This is a genomic window from Rhizobium sp. UGM030330-04 (assembly GCF_003208455.1).
Classification (GTDB): domain Bacteria; phylum Pseudomonadota; class Alphaproteobacteria; order Rhizobiales; family Rhizobiaceae; genus Agrobacterium; species Agrobacterium rhizogenes_A.
Window position 1 is genome coordinate 57,029 of sequence record NZ_QKML01000011.1, and the last position, 16,258, is coordinate 73,286.

Consider the following 16,258-nt stretch of genomic DNA (forward strand, 5'->3'; position numbering starts at 1 on the left):
GCTAAACTTTGCGCAGCGCAGGGGAAAGCCTTGAGGAGAACGGCAACCCCGATAAGGCGCTTTGGGAGGAACATCATGAATAGTCTGAAGCGCAGAACGCTGTTCTGCCTGCTCTCTGGTGCTGCCCTGTCGGCGGTATCCTTCGGTTTTGCCAATGCGCAGGACCGTACCTCGGTGAAGATCGGTTATGCCGTTTCAAAAAGCGGCGCCAATGCCACGGGTGCTGGCATCACCACCATTCCGAACTACAAATTATGGGTGAAGGAGGTCAACGATGCCGGCGGCCTCACTTTGCCGGATGGCAAGCGCCTGCCGGTGGAAGTGGTCGAATATGACGACCGTTCCTCGGCCGAGGATGCGGTGCGGTTCACCGAGCGTCTGGCCAGCCAGGACAAGGTCGATTTCATTCTGCCGCCATGGGGCACCGGCTTCAATCTGGCCGTCGCACCGCTTTATGAGCGCTTCGGTTATCCGCAGCTTGCGGTCACAGGCGTGACCGACAAGGCGCCCGAATTTGCCGCGCGCTGGAAGAAGAGCTTCTGGATGCTGGGTGGCGGCCATGACTATGCCAATGCGCTGGCCGACGTTTTGAAAGCCGCACGCGAGGCCGGCCAGATCAACGACAAGGTCGCGGTGATTTCCGTGGCTGACGGTTTCGGCATCGATCTCATCAAGGCCGCGCGACCGGCGCTGAAGGAAGCGGGTTTCACACTTGCCTATGACAAGACCTATCCGGTCGGCACCTCGGATTTCGCAGCACTGGTGAACGAGGCGGCGTCGAGCGGTGCGGACAGCTTTATCGCTTTTTCCTATCCGCCCGACAGTTTTGCGGTGACGAAACAGGCGCAGACGGCCCGGTTTAACCCGAAGGTTCTTTATGTCGGCGTCGGCGGTGCTTTCCCGATCTTCCCAAAGGTCTCCGATGGCAAGCAGGAAGGCGTGATCAGCATCGGCGGCGTTGATGGCAGCAGCGACAGGATCGAGGATTATTTCAAGCGCCACGAGGCCTTCATCGGCGCCAAGCCGGACAGCTGGGCAAGCGCCATCACCTATGCGAGCCTCGAAATGCTAGCCCAGTCCGTTCAACGCGTCGGCCTCGACAAGGCGGCTGTGGCAAATGAACTTTCGACGGGAAGCTTCGACACCGTCATCGGCCCGGTCAAGCTTGAGGACAACCAGCTTCGGCAGCTTTGGTGGGCGGGGCAATGGCAGGGTGACCGCTTTGTGGCGATTGCGCCGGCGGACCGTTCAGGCGTGGCAAAGCCGGTCATTCCGAAGCCGCAATGGTGAGCCTTTGCCGGCCGGGGCCGTGAACTCCGGCCGGCAGGCTTCGCCATGTTCCAGACTGGAGACACTTCTTTGTTTTTATCCACCCTCATCTTCGGCTTGATGCTGGGAGGGACCTATGCGCTGATCGCGCTTGGACTTTCGCTGCAATATGGCATCGCCCGCATCATGAACCTTGCTTATGGCGAAGTGCTGATTGCGGCTGCCTTCATCGCTTTCGTGCTGTTTTCCAGCTATGGCCTGTCGCCGCTCTGGTCGCTGTTCATCATCGTGCCGCTCGGTTACGGCCTGTCTTTCGTGATCTATCGGGTCATGATGCGGCCGCTGGTGCGCCGTTCGGGGGGCTCCGGCCGTCTGGAAGTCGATTCCATTCTGGCGACCTTCGGGCTGCTTTTCGTTATCCAGGGCATCATGCTTGTGGCGTTTGGCGGCAACTACCATTCCTATTCCTATCTCGCCGAAGGCATCGACATTTTCGGCACGACCGTGGCGCTGAACCGGCTCTTGTCCTTCGGCCTGTCGGTGGCGATCGGCGGCGGGCTCTATCTGGCGCTCACCCACAGCCGCTGGGGTCTCAACCTGCGGGCGGTGGCGCTTGCGCCCAAATCCGCGCCGCTGGTTGGCATTGATGTGAACCGCGTGGCCTCGATCGGCTTTGCCCTTGGCGGCGCACTCGCCGTGGCCGGCGGGGTGATGATCTCGATGTACCAGACCTTTTCCGCCTCCTATGGCGTGGTCTTCACCATGAAGGCGCTTGTCGTTGTCATCATGGGCGGTGTCGGCAATCTGCTTGGTGCGCTGGTGGCCGGCCTGCTGCTCGGCCTCGTGGAAACCTTCGTGCTCGTTTATGTCGATCCCGGCCTCACGCTTGCCGCCACCTATCTGCTTTTCCTCGTGGTGCTGCTCTGGCGTCCGGAAGGCATTTTCGCAAGGAGGGGCAAATGATCCCGCTTCTCATTGGCCTTGCCGCAGCTGCACTGCTGGCGCTTTCCCCCTTCTTTTTCGATGCCTATGGCGTCGGCGTCATTATCGGCCTGCTGGGCTATGCGACGCTCGCCTCCGCCTGGGCGATGTTTTCCGGTCCGACCCGCTATATTTCGCTCGCCACCGTCGCTTTCTTCGGTGTCGGGGCCTATACGGTTGCGGTGCTGAGCGAGGTTTTGCCATGGCCGCTGGTGCTTCTGTGCGCGGCCCTTGTCGGCGCGGCGCTTGCGCTTGTCGTCGGGCTTTCCACGCTGCGCGTCGCGGGCATTTATTTCGTGATCTTTTCCTTCGGTCTTGCCGAACTCATCCGCCAGCTCATCACCTGGTATGAGGTGAATGTGACCGGCACGCTCGGGCGCTATATCTTCCTGCCGCTGGAGCCGCAGCATGTGCTCTGGCAATTGCTGGCGCTGGCTGTCATCACCCTCCTGCTGGCAATCCTGATCGACCGCAGCAAGCTCGGACTGGCGTTGAAGGCAATCGGTGACGACGAGGTCGTGGCCGCCCATGCGGGCATTAATCTCGCCCGCACCAAGCTGACGCTCTTCGTGCTGTCTGCCACGATCATCACGCTGGTCGGCGCCATTCAAGCCCCGCGCTGGGTCTATATCGAGCCGGCCATCGTCTTTAATCCGCAGGTATCGTTCCTCACCGTCATCATGGCGTTGCTTGGCGGAGCCACGCGCCGCTGGGGACCCATTCTCGGGGCGGTGCCGCTGTTCCTGCTGTTCGAGTGGCTGGGCGCCAACTTCCCCAACCATTTTTCCATCATTCTCGGCGCTCTCTTCATCCTCATCGTCTTTGTTCTGCCGGATGGCGTGCTGGCGGCACTGGAGAAGCTGCGCAAAAAGGAGAAAGCCGCATGAGCGCCGTTCTCGAAATCACCGATATCCGCAAGACCTTCGGCGGGTTGAAGGCGGTGGATGGCCTTGGCCTCACAATCGAGGCCGGCGAGGTCGTCGGGCTGCTCGGGCCGAACGGCTCCGGCAAAACGACGCTGATGAACCTGATCTCCGGGGCGCTGAAGCCCACCGAAGGGTCGATACGGCTGAAAGGGCAGGAGATTGCCGGCCGGCGGCCGGATGTGATTGCGCGCGCCGGCGTGGCGCGCACCTTCCAGCTGGTGCGGCTTTTGCCGTCGCTTTCCCTGCTTGAAAACGTTGCCGTATCGGCCATGTTCGGGCCACAACGCCTGTCCCGTCTCGAGGCGGAGAAGGTCGCGCGCGCCTGCCTCGAAAGAATAGGCCTTGCCGGGCGGGAAACCATGCCGGCCGGCGATCTCACCTATATCGACCAGAAACGGCTGGAACTGGCGCGTGCGCTGGCGGGCGAACCGAAGCTTCTGCTTCTCGACGAATGGCTTGCAGGCCTCAACCCCACGGAGCTTCAGGAAGGAATAGCGTTGATCCGGCGGCTGGCTTCCGAGGGTACGACGATCCTGCTGGTGGAACATATCATGGCCGCCGTGCGCGCGCTCTGCCCGCGATCCGTGGTCATGGCGGCCGGTCGCAAGATCGCCGATGGGCCGACGGCTGTGGTGCTTGATGATCCGCAGGTCATTTCCGCCTATCTGGGAGCGGCACATGCTTGAAATAGACGCACTGACAATCCGCTACGGCAAACATCTCGCGGTTGACGGCATATCGCTCAATGTGGCCAGGGGCGAAACGGTGGTGCTGCTCGGTGCCAATGGAGCCGGCAAGTCGTCACTGCTGAAAGCGGTCGGCGGCATGGTGGCTCCGGCCTCCGGCGACGTGCGCGTCAATGGTTCGTCGCTTGCCGCTGTTCCCGCCCATCAGATCGTGGAGCGGGGCGTGGCGCTGGTGCCGGAGGGGCGCGGAATTTTCGCGGCGCTGACGGTGGAGGACAATCTCCGTCTCGGGGCCAATCCCCGCCATGCCCGCTCAGCGGAAAAGGCGACACGAGAGCATATTTTTGCACTGTTTCCCCGCCTTGCGGAGCGGCGGCAGCAGCTTGCCGGTACCATGTCCGGCGGTGAACAGCAGATGGTCGCCATCGGGCGGGCTTTGATGTCGGCACCGGATTATCTGCTGCTGGATGAGCCGAGCCTTGGGCTTGCGCCCATCGTCACGCAGGAACTTTTTGCCGCCCTGGCGGAGATCAAGAAGAGCGGCCTTTCCATTCTGCTTGTGGAGCAGAATGTGCGCGAAAGCCTTGCGCTTGCCGATCGCGGTTATTTGCTGGAAGCAGGACGGATCGTCGGGGCAGGCACGGCTGAGGCCCTGTCCGCCGATCCCGCCGTGCAACGGGCGTTTCTCGGCGGCACCACCGCCGCCATTGTCTGAACTCAGGAGAAAGACCATGCAGACTGTCAATCTTTTCATCGGCGGCGATCATTGCCCGGCCGCGAGCGGCAAGCGTTTCGAACGCAGCAACCCCATTACCGGCGATGTGGCGACCAGTGCGGCGGCTGCAACGGTAGAGGACGCCACCCGTGCGGCCGATGCCGCGGCCGCGGCCTTTCCCGTCTGGTCGGCAACCCCGCCCGGTGAACGCCGCCGCCTGCTTCTGGCCGCCGCGCAGGCGCTCCTCGCCGCCGGGCCTGACATTACCCAGGCGATGAAGGAAGAAATTGGCGCAACCGATGCCTGGGCCGGGTTCAACGTCAAACTGGCGAGCGACATGCTGGTGGAGGCGGCAAGCCTGACGACCCAGATCAAGGGCGAGATCATCCCCTCCAACCGTCCGGGAACCATGGCAATGGCATTGCGTCAGCCGGCAGGTGTTGTCCTGTCCATGGCGCCGTGGAATGCGCCGGTTATTCTCGGCGTCCGCTCCATCGCCACGCCGCTTGCCTGCGGCAATACGGTTGTCATGAAGACCTCGGAACTTTGCCCGCGCACCCATGCGCTGATCATCGAAGCCGTCGCTTCCGCCGGTCCGCCCAAGGGCGTGCTCAACGCCGTCTCCAATGCGCCGGAAGATGCGGCAAAGATCGTCGATACGCTGATCGCGCATCCCGCCGTCAGACGCGTGAATTTCACCGGCTCGACCCGCGTCGGCCGGGTGATTGCCGAAACGGCCGGCCGTTACCTGAAACCCGCTTTGCTGGAGCTTGGCGGCAAGGCGCCGTTCATCGTGCTTGACGATGCCGATATCGATGCGGCTGTCGCGGCTGCCGCTTTCGGCGCCTATATGAACCAGGGCCAGATCTGCATGTCGACGGAGCGCATCATCGTGCTCGACAGCGTTGCCGATACATTTGTCGAGGCCTTTGCCAAAAAGGCTTCGAGCCTCACGGCCGGTGATCCGCGTGAGGGCAAAACACCGCTTGGCTCGCTGGTCAGCGCCGAAGCGACATCGCGCATCCGGGCGCTGGTGGATGATGCCGTCTCCAAGGGCGCGCGGCTGGTCGCGGGTGGCGGCGGCAATGGCACGATGGTGGATGCGATCGCCGTCGATGGCGTCACGCCCGCCATGCGGCTTTACGCCGAGGAAAGCTTCGGTCCCGTCGTCTCCATCATCCGGGCCGGCAGCATCGACGAGGCCGTGAGCATCGCCAACGAAACCGAGTTCGGTCTTTCCGCTGCGATTTTCGGCAGGGATCAGGCAAGGGCGCTTGCCATTGCCGCCCGCATCGAAAGCGGCATATGCCACATCAACGGCCCGACTGTTCACGATGAGGCGCAGATGCCTTTCGGCGGCGTCAAGGCCTCCGGATACGGCCGTTTTGGCGGCACGGCGGGCATTGCGGAATTCACCGAACTGCGCTGGGTCACGCTGCAGGACGGGCCGCTGCATTATCCCATCTGAACCGCAAACGGTACAGGCTGGCGGGCGGCGTCATCGCCGCTCGTCGATCAGCCAGCCGGTGAGTTTTCTCACCGCACTGTCGCTGCTTTTCGGCCGCATCAGCCAGTAGCCGCGTCCCGGCGCATCGAGGCTCGGGCCTGCCGTCACCAGCACGCCGGCCTCCAGCAACGGATCGACCAGTCCGGCCCAGCCGAGCGCGAAACCCTGTTCGCCAATGGTTGCCTGCACCACCATGGTGTAATTGTTGAAGCTGATATCGCCGCCATCATGCTCGGCACCGCGATGCACGCCAAAATGCTTGAAATAGGCAGCCCAGTCGAACCAGTGCGCCTGCGAGGTGTTTTCGAGGTGGATGAGTTTATGGCGTGAAAAATCAGCGACACCCGCTGGTGCCGGCGTTTCCGCCAGGAGCGCCGGCGAGCAGACCGGCGTGACCTTCTCCGAAAGCAGCAATACCGCTCCTTCGCCCGCCTCCTGCCGCGTGCCGAAAATCACCATCACGTCGCTGTCGTGTTTGCCCTGGCCAAGCGGATCCTGCGTGGCGACGATCTGGATGTTGATGTCGGGGTTGAGCGCGCGAAAGCCGTGCATGCGCGGGATGAGCCACAGGGACGAGAAGGCATAGTCCGTGTGCAGACGGATGGTCTGCCGTTCCTCCGTCCGGCGAAGCTGCTGAGCGAGAAGGTCGATGGCGTCGACATTGCGTGAGACGATCTCGAACAGCCTCTGCCCCTCCGTCGTCAGTTCGATGCCGCGATGTCTGCGCTGCACGAGCGCTACGCGGAGTTCCTCCTCCAGCCGGCGAATCTGATAACTTACGGCAGGCTGCGTCAGCCGCAGGGATGCCGCCGCCGCCGTCAGGCTGCCGCGGCGGGCAACCTCGGTGAAAATGCGCATCCATCCCAGGTCAAGCGGCCGGTCTGACATTAAAATTCCTTATATCAACTATCGAAAAATACCCGCTTCACAGGCAAAAGCAACGTGGTGTTCAATAAACTGGATTGATAAAAGGGGAGCCGCAATGAAAACCATTTCTCATCTGCATCGCATCGCCGCCGGTCTTTTTCTGTCCGTGGCGGCCTTCTCCACCCCGCTTCAGGCGGCCGATGACGCGGCCTGCAAGACGATCCGTCTCAGCGATCCCGGCTGGACCGACATCACCGCCACCAATGGCGTTGCCTCCGTGCTGCTCGATGCCTTGGGTTATGAGGCTGACGTCAAGACACTGTCGGTGCCGATCGGTTATCAGGCGATGAAAAACGGCGAGATCGACGTTTTCCTTGGCAACTGGATGCCGGCGCAGAAATCCTTCGTGGACGATCTGAATGCCGCCAAGGCGGCCGAGGTGATGACGAAGAACCTCGAGGGCGCCAAGTTCACATTGGCGGTGCCGGCCTATATGGCGGAAAAGGGCGTCAAGGATTTCGCCGATCTCGCCAAACATGCAGATGAATTCGAAAGCAAGATTTACGGTATCGAGCCGGGCGCACCGGCCAACCAGAATATCCAGAAGATCATCGACGCCGATGATTTCGGTCTGAAGGGCTGGCAACTCGTCGAATCCGGCGAACAGGCCATGCTGGCGCAGGTGGAACGGTCGGGCAGGGACAAGAAGGCGGTGGTCTTCCTCGCCTGGGCGCCGCATCCGATGAACGAGAAGATCGATATCGCCTATCTCTCCGGCGGCGACGCCTATTTCGGTCCGAATTTCGGTGGGGCTGAGGTCTATACGCTCGCCCGCACCGGCTGGCCGCAGCAATGCCCGAATGCGGCGACGCTGTTCAAGAACCTGAAATTCGATATCGGCATGGAAAATACCCTGATGGGCTCGATTCTCGGTGGCGAGGATTCGAAGGCGGCGGCAGCGGCCTGGCTGAAGGCCAATCCGCAGGCGCTGGATGGCTGGCTGCAGGGCGTTACCACGCTGGATGGCAAGCCGGGTGCGGACGCCGTCAAAGGCAAGCTTGGTCTCTAAGCCGGAAAGTGGAAATGCCGCGTCCCAATATCCTGATCCTGATGGCCGACCAGTTCAACGGAACGTTTTTTCCCGACGGCCCGGCCGATTTTCTTCACGCACCCCATCTCAAAACACTGGCGAAGCGGTCCGTCCGCTTCGCCAACACCTATACGGCAAGCCCGCTCTGCGCGCCGGCCCGTGCGTCCTTCATGTCCGGGCAATTGCCGAGCCGCACGCGGGTTTACGACAATGCTGCCGAATTTGCTTCCGATATCCCGACCTATGCGCACCACCTGCGGGCGGCGGGTTATTACACCGGCCTTTCAGGAAAGATGCATTTCGTCGGCCCGGACCAGCTGCATGGCTTCGAGGAGCGCCTGACGACGGATATCTATCCGGCGGATTTCGGCTGGACACCCGATTATACCAAGCCGGGTGAGCGGATCGACTGGTGGTATCACAATCTCGGCTCGGTGACTGGCGCAGGTGTCGCCGAAATCACTAACCAGATGGAGTATGACGACGAGGTGGCCTATAACGCCACCCGCAAGCTTTACGACCTGTCGCGCCGCCTTGATGAACGGCCGTGGTGCCTGACGGTCAGCTTCACCCACCCGCACGACCCCTATGTGGCGCGGCGCAAATTCTGGGACCTCTATGAAGACTGCCCGGCGCTCGACCCGCAGTCGCAGGCGATTGCCTTCGATGAGCAGGACCCACATTCGAAGCGGTTGCTGGAAGCCTGCGATCACGGGGCGTTCGAGATCACAGGCGAGCAGATACGCCGGGCACGGCGCGGTTATTTCGCCAATATCTCCTATATCGACGAAAAGGTCGGCGAAATCCTCGAGGTTCTGAAGACTACGCGGATGGAGGAGGACACGATCATCCTCTTCCTGTCAGACCATGGCGATATGCTGGGCGAGCGTGGCCTGTGGTTCAAGATGTGTTTCTTCGAAGGTTCCGCCCGTGTGCCGCTGATGGTGGCCGCACCCGGTTGGCAGCCGGCTTTGATCGATGCCCCTGTCTCGACACTCGACGTCACGCCGACGCTGTGTGGTCTGGCCGGGCTTGATATTACTTCACTCAAACGCTGGACTGATGGCGAAGATCTGGCGGCGCTGGCTCACGGGACCGGCGGGCGTGGCCCGGTGCCGATGGAATATGCCGCCGAAGGCTCCATCGCACCGCTCGTTGCCATCAGGGACGGCCGCTACAAGCTGTCGGTCTGCGAGGCTGATCCGCCGCTGCTCTATGATCTCGGGGCCGATCCGGAAGAGCGCACCAACCTTGCCGGCGATCCCGCTTTCAGCGATGTGCTCTCATCGCTTTCCGCCGAGATTGGTCGGCGTTGGCAATTGCCGGTGTTCGACGCCGCCGTTCGCGAAAGCCAGGCGCGGCGCTGGGTGGTCTACAAGGCGCTGCGCAACGGCGCCTATTATCCGTGGGATTACCAGCCCCTGCAGAAAGCATCGGAACGCTACATGCGCAACCACATGGACCTCAACGTGCTGGAGGAAAATCAGCGTTTTCCGCGCGGAGAGTGAAACAGGCTGGATGCCTCAAGCGGCGGTGGTCACCCTCGGTGCACCGCCTGCCGCCTGCACGGCAAGGCTGCCCGCAGCGACCCCGGCTTTGAGGCATCGCTGTTCGTCCTGCCCCTGAAGCCAGGCGTCAAGAAAACCGGCATTAAAGGCATCGCCTGCGCCGGTCGTATCGATAACCGGGACTTTCTGGGCCGCCACATGCTGCAGCCCCGTCTGAGAGGAAACCCACGCGCCCTGCGCGCCGCCTTTCAAGGCCACGACGGGAAACGTCTCTGCCAGGGCGCGGATCGCGGTTTCCGGGTCAGAATGACCAGTAATAGCCTCGGCTTCTTCGAGATTGGGAAGAAACACGTCGACGCCCGCACAGGCCCTGAGCAGGCCCTTGTCGTAGATCAGCGCTGCATCCCAGCTTGGATCGAGCGATACTGACAATCCGCTCGCCTTGGCGCGCGAGACCAGATCGGGAATCTCGTGCAGGGTAGCGAATTCGGCAATGTGCAGATGCCGCGCCCTGTCCCACGCAAAGGCGGCATCCAGCGTTGACGGCCGGGCGGCACCGGCGCGGCGCGTCAAGAATGCCCGGTCCTGGCCAACCACTGTCGCCACCGTAACTTGCGGTCCGGCATCTGCCGCGTGTTCCAGAAACTGCAGGTCGATGCCGCTCTGCGCCATTTTCTCACCGATATCGCGCGAAAACGTATCGGTGCCGAGCCTTGCCAGCAGCGCAACCGGGCGGCCTATATGGGCGAAATGTGCGGCGGCAATGAAGGCGCCGCCGCCGGCGGCAATTTCCATGTCGCGGGCAAACAGTTCCCGGCCGAGCACAGGCAATTCATCGAGCCCGGTGAAAATGAGGTCGCAATAGATCCGGCCGATGCTGATGACGGCTGTTTTTTCTGTTGTCATCATGCGCGGCCCAGAAGCTTTTCCGTTTTCGCATCGAAAAGATAAAGCGCGCCTGTTGTCGCCCGGCATTGCAACCGGCTACCGACGGCGGGAATGGATTTGCCCCGGGCCGTAGCGATCACCGAGGTGGTGTCGGTATCCAGATGAACGAGCGTCTCCGGCCCCAGCGGCTCGACCGCCGTTACCGTTCCCTCAAGCGTAAACGTTCCCTGTGCAGCACCGTTCTCGCCGACCAGCAGATCATGCGGCCGGACGCCGATCAGAAGCTCACCGTTGGCGGAGGGCGCAACGCTGCTGGTTGTTTTGGTCCCTCGCAGCAGGTTCATCGAGGGGCTGCCTATGAAGCGGGCGGTGAAGATATCGACGGGTGTTTCGTAAAGTTCCGTCGGCGTGCCGACCTGCAATATATGACCGTCCTTCATCACCACGATACGGTCCGCCATGGTCATGGCCTCCACCTGATCATGGGTGACGTAGACGGTGGTCGTCTTAAGCCGTTGGTGCAAGCGCTTGATTTCAATGCGCATCTGCGATCTCAACTGCGCATCGAGATTGGATAGCGGCTCATCGAACAGGAAGGCTGCGGGATCGCGCACCATGGCGCGGCCGATGGCGACGCGCTGCCGCTGGCCGCCCGACAGGGCCGCGGGACGGCGGTCGAGCAGGGCTTCAAGCCCCAGCACCCGGCCGGCCTCTTCGATGCGGCGGTTCTTTTCCGTCTTGTCGAGCTTTGATGTGTAAAGTCCGAAACCGATATTCTGGCGAACCGTCATATGCGGATAGATCGCATAGTTCTGGAAGACCATGGCGATGTTGCGCTGTTTCGGTTCTTTTTCATTGACGACGTTGCCGGCGATCTTGAGCGTACCATCGGAAATCTCCTCCAGCCCGGCGATCATGCGCAGCGTGGTGGATTTGCCGCAGCCGGAAGGGCCGACAAAAACGACGAACTCGCCGTCTTCAATGGCGAGATCTATGCCTTTGACCGCTTCGACCTTGCCGTAGCGCTTCACGAGTTGATTGAGTTCGATTGTCGCCATTATCGCGCTCCCGTCAGGGCGGTGAATTTCTCTGCCAGTTCGGCGGCTTTCGCCGCTTCATGATCGGTGAACCGCTGTGCTTCCGCCGCAAAAGCGCCGAGCCTTTCGCGGTATGCCGCAATCGCTTCCCGCATGGGTTCAGGCGCCGGGCCGCCGAAACGGGCGCGCACCGCGACGAAGTGTTCTGGCGAGACGATCTGTCTGAACTTTTCCTCGTCGATGCCGGTCTCGTGTCCTGTCAGTTCATGAAACGCCTTGAGGAACGGCTGGTATCCGTCATTCGGCAGATCCCCCTTCAAGGCGACGACGCTTTTGGCGACGGTCGCGGCAATTTCATGCGCCTGGCGGAACGACAGGTCTTCGATGCGGACAAGCGAATCCGCCAGTTCCGTGATGGTGATGCAGGATCGGCGAATATTCTGGTCGACCTTTTCAGGATCGATGCTGATCTGGCCAACAAGGCTGGCGAGCAGATCGAGAACCCGGCCGGCAGAAGTGAAGGCCTCGTAACCCATGCCCTGCGTCTCGCCCTCACTGTCATTCATGTCGGTGAAGGGCGTATTGTGCATCACATCCAGCACGGTCCGCGCCCGGCCGAAGGTCTGGCTGGCGAGGTGGCGCAGATGCTCGATCGGCACCGGGTTGCGTTTCTGCGGCATGATCGAGGAAATCTGCACCAGCGAATTCGGCACGTAGATCTGGCCGACCTCAAAACTCGTCCAGAACTGGAAATCCTGAATGAGCCGGCCGAGATGCAGGAACATCAGTTCGATCGCGCCATAGGTTGCCGTCGTATAATCCACGGCGGCGATGCAGGAATAGGAATTGCGTAAGGGTGCGGCAAAGCCCAGCAATTCGGCAACCCGCGCCCGATCAATGGGAAAGCCCGAGGTGGTGATGGCGGCAGCGCCCATCGGCGAAAGATCAACGATGCGGCGTGCCTCCGCGAAACGGTCGATATCCCGGATCAGCACCTCAATGGCGGCGGAGAGATAGTGGCCGAAGGTGGTGGGCTGGGCCGGCTGCCCATGCGTATAGGCCACGATCAGCGTGGATTGGTTACGCTCGGCGGCATCGATCAGCGCTTTCAGCAGAACACGCGCCTTGGCGGTGAGCGTGTCGATCTTGTCCTTCAGGCCGATCTTGAACAGCGTGTGATCGATATCGTTGCGCGAACGGGCCGTGTGCAGGCGGCCGGCGACATCGACGCCGATGCGGGCTTTCAGTTCCTTCTCGATCAGGAAGAAGAAATCCTCGACTTCGCCGGTATAGACGAGCTCGGAGGGCTCGATGGTCCTGTCGATATCCTCAAGCGCGCCCGCGATCTTCGCCGCTGTTTCGGCATCGAGAATGCCGGTTTCGCGCAGCATGACCAGATGAGCGCGGTCTATGCGGCGGAAGCCGTCGACATGGTGGTTCTTGGCGCCGTCGAAAAGCGGGCGCAGCACGGTTTCCTTGTAGACAGGATCGGGAAACTTGCTGGTATCCGACTGGCGCGGGTTGATATCGGCCATGATATTATCCTTTCAGGCCCGCCAGCATCACACCGCGCACGATGTAGCGTTGCAGGACGATGAAGACGATGAGGGTAGGGATGGTCGCAATGGCTGCGCCCGTCATGATCATTTCCCACTGGATCTGCTGTTCCACGGCAAAGCTCGAAAGACCGACAGGCAGGGTGTAGAGTTCCTTGCTTGTCGTAACGATCAGAGGCCAGAAAAAGGCTGTCCAGTTGCCGAGGAAGGTGAAGATCGCGAGTGCGGAGAGCGCCGGCGTCACCAGCGGCAGGGCGACCTTCCACCAGATCTGGAATTCGTTGAGCCCATCGACCCGCGCTGCCTCGATGAAGTCGTTCGGAACCGTCTCGAAGAACTGCTTCATCAGGAAGGTGCCGAAGGCCGTCATCATGCCCGGGAACATGATGCCCCAGTAGCTGTCGAGCCAGCCCAGCTGGCTGGACATCAGATACCAGGGAATGACCAGCATTTCTGTCGGTATCATCAGCGTCGAGAGGATGGCGAGGAAGATGAAGTAACGGCCGCGGAACTCGAATTTCGCCAGCGTGTAGCCGACCAGACTGTCAAAGAAGCAGTTGGACACGGTGACGATGACCGCAACCAGCATCGAGTTGAAGAACCAGCGCAGGAAACGGCCGTCGGCCATGACGGTGATGTAGTTCGCAATTGTCGGCGCGGCCGGAATGAGACGTAGATCGTAAACCTGATCCGCTGTCTTGAACGAGGTCGCGAACATGAAGAGCAGCGGCGAAACCATGATCAGGCCGCCGATGAACAGCAGCGTCCAGGCGAGAATGCGGCCGGGGCGGATACGGGCGTGGGAGAGTGGCGACGCTTCGCTCATTTCTTTTCCCTCAGGACCCAGAGCTGGATCAGCGATACGACGAGAAGAATGGTGAACAGGACAACCGTCTGCGCGGCGGCATAGCCCATCGCATAGGAGTTGAACGCGGTCTGGTAGATCATCAGCACCAGCGGTTTGGTGGAACCGAGCGGGCCGCCCGGATCATTGGTGGTCATGTTATAGACCTGGTCGAAAATGCGCAGGAAGCCGATCGAGGAAAACACCACGAGGAAAACGGTGGTGGGTTTCAGAAGCGGCAAGGTTATCTTGCGCAGGATCGCCCATTCACCCAGCCCGTCGATGCGGGCAGCTTCGTAAAAAGTTGTCGGAATGGCGCGCAGACCGGCCATGAAGATGATGATCTGGAAACCGAGGCCAGCCCAGATGGCGGTTACCATGACCGAATAGAGCGCCTGATCGGTGGAGCGAATAAAGGGCTGCTGGGGAATGCCGATCATGCCGAGCACGTCGTTGATGATGCCGATGGGCGGCGGCTGATAGAACCAGCGCCAGACCCAGGCCATGGCGGCAGCCGTGGTGAGATAGGGCAGGAAATAAAGCGCGCGGATGAAACCGTGCAGAATGCGCACCCGGTCCAGATAAAATGCGATGACGAAAGCCAGAACGAGGCTGATCGGCGTGCCGACGATAAGATAGGCAAAGGTGTTCTTGAACACCTTCCAGAATTGCGGGTCCTTGAACAGCTTGACGTAATTGGCAATGCCGATGAACTTTGCCGGCCTGAGCAGGTCCCAGTTGGTGAAGGAGAGGTAGAAGGCCTGCAGCGTCGGGTAAAAACGGATGACGCTGTAAAACAGGATCGGGATCGCCAGAAAGCTCCAGATCCACAAAAGCCGTTTGGTGCGCATGGAAAGGCGATCTCCAAAGGAGCCGCCGGGGCGGCCGGATGCCGCCCCCTGTTGATCTATCGCTGTCATGGTCGGACCTGCGGTTTTCAGGGTTTCGCCGCGTCGATGATTTCCTGCTCGGCCTCGGCGGCCTGCTTGATGGAATCTTCGACCGACTGCCCTTCGAGAAGCACCCGGTTGGTCATGTCGATGGCGTTCTGCCGCTGGGCGGCTTCATCCATGAACAGCGTCGTATGGGCATATTCCAGACCCTTCAGGAACGGCGCGTAGATCGGGTCCTTCAGGTTTTCTTCAGTCAGCGCCGCAGAGCGGCGTGCCGGCAGTTCACCCACCGTCTTCAGCCAGATCGCCATGGCTTCCGGGGAAGAGATATAAGCGAGGAACTTCTTGGAAGCCTCAAGCTCTTCACCCGTCGTCTTGGCGCTGATGCCATTGGCGAAGTAGCTCGCATAGTTGGAGCGGATGTTCTTGTCATTGGTGGGAAGTTCGGTCACGCCCCATTCGAAATCCTTGATGGTGCGGAACGAACCCAGCCGGAAGGTGCCGTCGATGGTCATGCCGGCCTTGCCGGCGCGGAAGGCGGCCTGGCCTTCATCCATGAAGCCCACCTGACCGATCTTCTTTTCAAGCTGCAGGCTGGTGTAGAATTTCAGGGCCTGAACGCCCGCCTCGCTGTTATAGGTGACCTTCTGGTCGTTGTCGGTATAGGGCTCGCCGCCATATTGGCGAATGAGGACTTCACGCCACCACTGGTGATCCTGGCCGCCCATGTCGAGTGTCGAGCCGGCGACCGTCAGGTTTCCGGCGGCGTCGTGCTTGGCGATCTTTTCCGCGGCTGCCACGAATTCGTCGAGCGTTTTCGGCGGATTGGCGGCGTCAAGGCCCGCTTCGGTGAAGAGCTTCTTGTTGTAGAAGAGCGCCAGCGAACGAACCGCCGTCGGCAGGCCGTAATAATCGTCGCCGCGCTTCATGGCGCTGACGATCGGGAAGAATTCGCTTTCGATCTTGTCATGCGGGAAGGTGTCGGTCGGCAGTGGCTGCAGGATGCCGCCGGCCGCGAACTTGTCCAGCCAGCCATAGAACAGCTGCATCACGTCAGGGCCCTTGCCGGAAAGATTGGCAGCGATGACGCGCGTCTGGTAATCGGCGTATGGAAAGGTCACCTGCTTGACGGTGATGTCAGGATTGGCCTTCTGGAATTCCGCGATCAGCTCATCCATGGCTTTTACGCGTGTGTCGAAGACATATTGCCAATATTCGATTTCAACCGCCTGGGCGGCGTTGAATGCAAATGTGCTGAAACCGGCGACCAAGCCGGCGAACAGAGTTGCCCTGCGCATGTAACCCTCCATTTTCTCCGTCCGGTCTTCCGGATGCGGAGCGATCGTTCCCTTTATCCGCGCTTTCGCGCGCGCTCACTTATTCGGCCGGCAACGGGAATTTTCGTGTCCCATCCCCCATGCGAGCCTGACCCCCGGTCGTTCTCTACGGTTCTCCGAACACGGGCATTTGTCAATAAGATAATTTACTTGA

At 61.0% G+C, this 16,258-nt stretch carries 15 protein-coding genes; 8 read left to right on the plus strand and 7 right to left on the minus strand.

Features of this window, described 5'->3' with window-relative positions:
- The first annotated feature begins 75 nt into the window (after nucleotides 1–75).
- From N434_RS17265 to N434_RS17290, 6 genes are all read left to right on the plus strand, one after another.
- Entirely contained in the window at nucleotides 76–1,290 is a 1,215-nt protein-coding gene (locus N434_RS17265) for an amino acid ABC transporter substrate-binding protein (RefSeq protein ID WP_110759494.1), read from the plus strand.
- 69 nt (nucleotides 1,291–1,359) lie between these two features.
- A complete protein-coding gene (locus tag N434_RS17270) occupies nucleotides 1,360–2,232 on the plus strand; it encodes a branched-chain amino acid ABC transporter permease (protein ID WP_110759496.1) in 873 nt (290 codons plus the stop codon).
- On the plus strand, nucleotides 2,229–3,137 hold the full coding sequence (locus N434_RS17275) for a branched-chain amino acid ABC transporter permease (RefSeq protein ID WP_003521750.1): 909 nt from the start codon (nucleotides 2,229–2,231) through the stop codon (nucleotides 3,135–3,137). Before N434_RS17270 ends, N434_RS17275 begins: the two co-directional genes overlap by 4 nt.
- Complete coding sequence (locus tag N434_RS17280) at nucleotides 3,134–3,862, plus strand: ABC transporter ATP-binding protein (RefSeq protein WP_110759498.1); 729 nt, start codon at nucleotides 3,134–3,136, stop codon at nucleotides 3,860–3,862. Before N434_RS17275 ends, N434_RS17280 begins: the two co-directional genes overlap by 4 nt.
- The gene (locus N434_RS17285; RefSeq protein ID WP_110759500.1) at nucleotides 3,855–4,577 is read left to right on the plus strand and encodes an ABC transporter ATP-binding protein; all 723 of its coding nucleotides are present in this window, start codon (nucleotides 3,855–3,857) and stop codon (nucleotides 4,575–4,577) included. The genes N434_RS17280 and N434_RS17285 overlap by 8 nt, the downstream gene beginning before the upstream one ends.
- A 16-nt stretch (nucleotides 4,578–4,593) precedes the next feature.
- A complete protein-coding gene (locus N434_RS17290) occupies nucleotides 4,594–6,045 on the plus strand; it encodes an aldehyde dehydrogenase (protein WP_110759501.1) in 1,452 nt (483 codons plus the stop codon).
- Nucleotides 6,046–6,075: 30 nt separating this feature from the next.
- Here N434_RS17290 and N434_RS17295 read toward each other — a convergent pair whose 3' ends face one another.
- Nucleotides 6,076–6,972 (minus strand): choline sulfate utilization transcriptional regulator, encoded by an 897-nt coding sequence (locus N434_RS17295; protein WP_065116879.1) that lies wholly within the window; start codon nucleotides 6,970–6,972, stop codon nucleotides 6,076–6,078.
- A gap of 94 nt (nucleotides 6,973–7,066) precedes the next feature.
- Between N434_RS17295 and choX the strand changes: the two genes are divergently transcribed.
- Nucleotides 7,067–8,020, plus strand: a complete 954-nt coding sequence (gene choX, locus N434_RS17300; RefSeq protein ID WP_110759503.1) for a choline ABC transporter substrate-binding protein — start codon at nucleotides 7,067–7,069, stop codon at nucleotides 8,018–8,020.
- Nucleotides 8,021–8,034: 14 nt separating this feature from the next.
- Entirely contained in the window at nucleotides 8,035–9,549 is a 1,515-nt protein-coding gene (betC, locus tag N434_RS17305; protein ID WP_110759505.1) for a choline-sulfatase, read from the plus strand.
- A gap of 15 nt (nucleotides 9,550–9,564) precedes the next feature.
- On the opposite strand, the gene N434_RS17310 is transcribed toward betC, so the two are convergent.
- From N434_RS17310 to N434_RS17335, 6 genes are read right to left on the minus strand one after another with little or no spacing between them, the layout of a single operon-like run.
- A complete protein-coding gene (locus N434_RS17310; protein WP_110759507.1) occupies nucleotides 9,565–10,458 on the minus strand; it encodes a carbohydrate kinase family protein in 894 nt (297 codons plus the stop codon).
- The gene (locus tag N434_RS17315; RefSeq protein ID WP_110759508.1) at nucleotides 10,455–11,495 is read right to left on the minus strand and encodes an ABC transporter ATP-binding protein; all 1,041 of its coding nucleotides are present in this window, start codon (nucleotides 11,493–11,495) and stop codon (nucleotides 10,455–10,457) included. The genes N434_RS17310 and N434_RS17315 overlap by 4 nt, the downstream gene beginning before the upstream one ends.
- The gene (argH, locus tag N434_RS17320; protein ID WP_110759510.1) at nucleotides 11,495–13,009 is read right to left on the minus strand and encodes an argininosuccinate lyase; all 1,515 of its coding nucleotides are present in this window, start codon (nucleotides 13,007–13,009) and stop codon (nucleotides 11,495–11,497) included. The genes N434_RS17315 and argH overlap by 1 nt, the downstream gene beginning before the upstream one ends.
- A 4-nt stretch (nucleotides 13,010–13,013) precedes the next feature.
- Entirely contained in the window at nucleotides 13,014–13,856 is an 843-nt protein-coding gene (locus N434_RS17325) for a carbohydrate ABC transporter permease (RefSeq protein ID WP_110759511.1), read from the minus strand.
- Nucleotides 13,853–14,794: a carbohydrate ABC transporter permease gene (locus tag N434_RS17330; RefSeq protein WP_065116872.1), complete on the minus strand. Its 942-nt coding sequence runs from the start codon at nucleotides 14,792–14,794 to the stop codon at nucleotides 13,853–13,855. The genes N434_RS17325 and N434_RS17330 overlap by 4 nt, the downstream gene beginning before the upstream one ends.
- Nucleotides 14,795–14,811: 17 nt before the next feature.
- Entirely contained in the window at nucleotides 14,812–16,077 is a 1,266-nt protein-coding gene (locus N434_RS17335; protein ID WP_065116871.1) for a sugar ABC transporter substrate-binding protein, read from the minus strand.
- Nucleotides 16,078–16,258 lie beyond the last annotated feature (181 nt).

What these genes read in the sequence shown, in the direction of transcription:
- N434_RS17265 (WP_110759494.1), top strand. Translation starts at nt 76, where the DNA reads ATGAATAGTCTGAAGCGCAGAACGCTGTTCTGCCTGCTCTCTGGTGCT.
- N434_RS17275 (WP_003521750.1), top strand. Translation starts at nt 2,229, where the DNA reads ATGATCCCGCTTCTCATTGGCCTTGCCGCAGCTGCACTGCTGGCGCTT.
- N434_RS17280 (WP_110759498.1), top strand. Translation starts at nt 3,134, where the DNA reads ATGAGCGCCGTTCTCGAAATCACCGATATCCGCAAGACCTTCGGCGGG.
- N434_RS17285 (WP_110759500.1), top strand. Translation starts at nt 3,855, where the DNA reads ATGCTTGAAATAGACGCACTGACAATCCGCTACGGCAAACATCTCGCG.
- N434_RS17290 (WP_110759501.1), top strand. Translation starts at nt 4,594, where the DNA reads ATGCAGACTGTCAATCTTTTCATCGGCGGCGATCATTGCCCGGCCGCG.
- N434_RS17295 (WP_065116879.1), bottom strand. Translation starts at nt 6,972, where the DNA reads ATGTCAGACCGGCCGCTTGACCTGGGATGGATGCGCATTTTCACCGAG.
- choX (WP_110759503.1), top strand. Translation starts at nt 7,067, where the DNA reads ATGAAAACCATTTCTCATCTGCATCGCATCGCCGCCGGTCTTTTTCTG.
- betC (WP_110759505.1), top strand. Translation starts at nt 8,035, where the DNA reads ATGCCGCGTCCCAATATCCTGATCCTGATGGCCGACCAGTTCAACGGA.
- N434_RS17310 (WP_110759507.1), bottom strand. Translation starts at nt 10,458, where the DNA reads ATGATGACAACAGAAAAAACAGCCGTCATCAGCATCGGCCGGATCTAT.
- N434_RS17315 (WP_110759508.1), bottom strand. Translation starts at nt 11,495, where the DNA reads ATGGCGACAATCGAACTCAATCAACTCGTGAAGCGCTACGGCAAGGTC.
- argH (WP_110759510.1), bottom strand. Translation starts at nt 13,009, where the DNA reads ATGGCCGATATCAACCCGCGCCAGTCGGATACCAGCAAGTTTCCCGAT.
- N434_RS17325 (WP_110759511.1), bottom strand. Translation starts at nt 13,856, where the DNA reads ATGAGCGAAGCGTCGCCACTCTCCCACGCCCGTATCCGCCCCGGCCGC.
- N434_RS17330 (WP_065116872.1), bottom strand. Translation starts at nt 14,794, where the DNA reads ATGACAGCGATAGATCAACAGGGGGCGGCATCCGGCCGCCCCGGCGGC.
- N434_RS17335 (WP_065116871.1), bottom strand. Translation starts at nt 16,077, where the DNA reads ATGGAGGGTTACATGCGCAGGGCAACTCTGTTCGCCGGCTTGGTCGCC.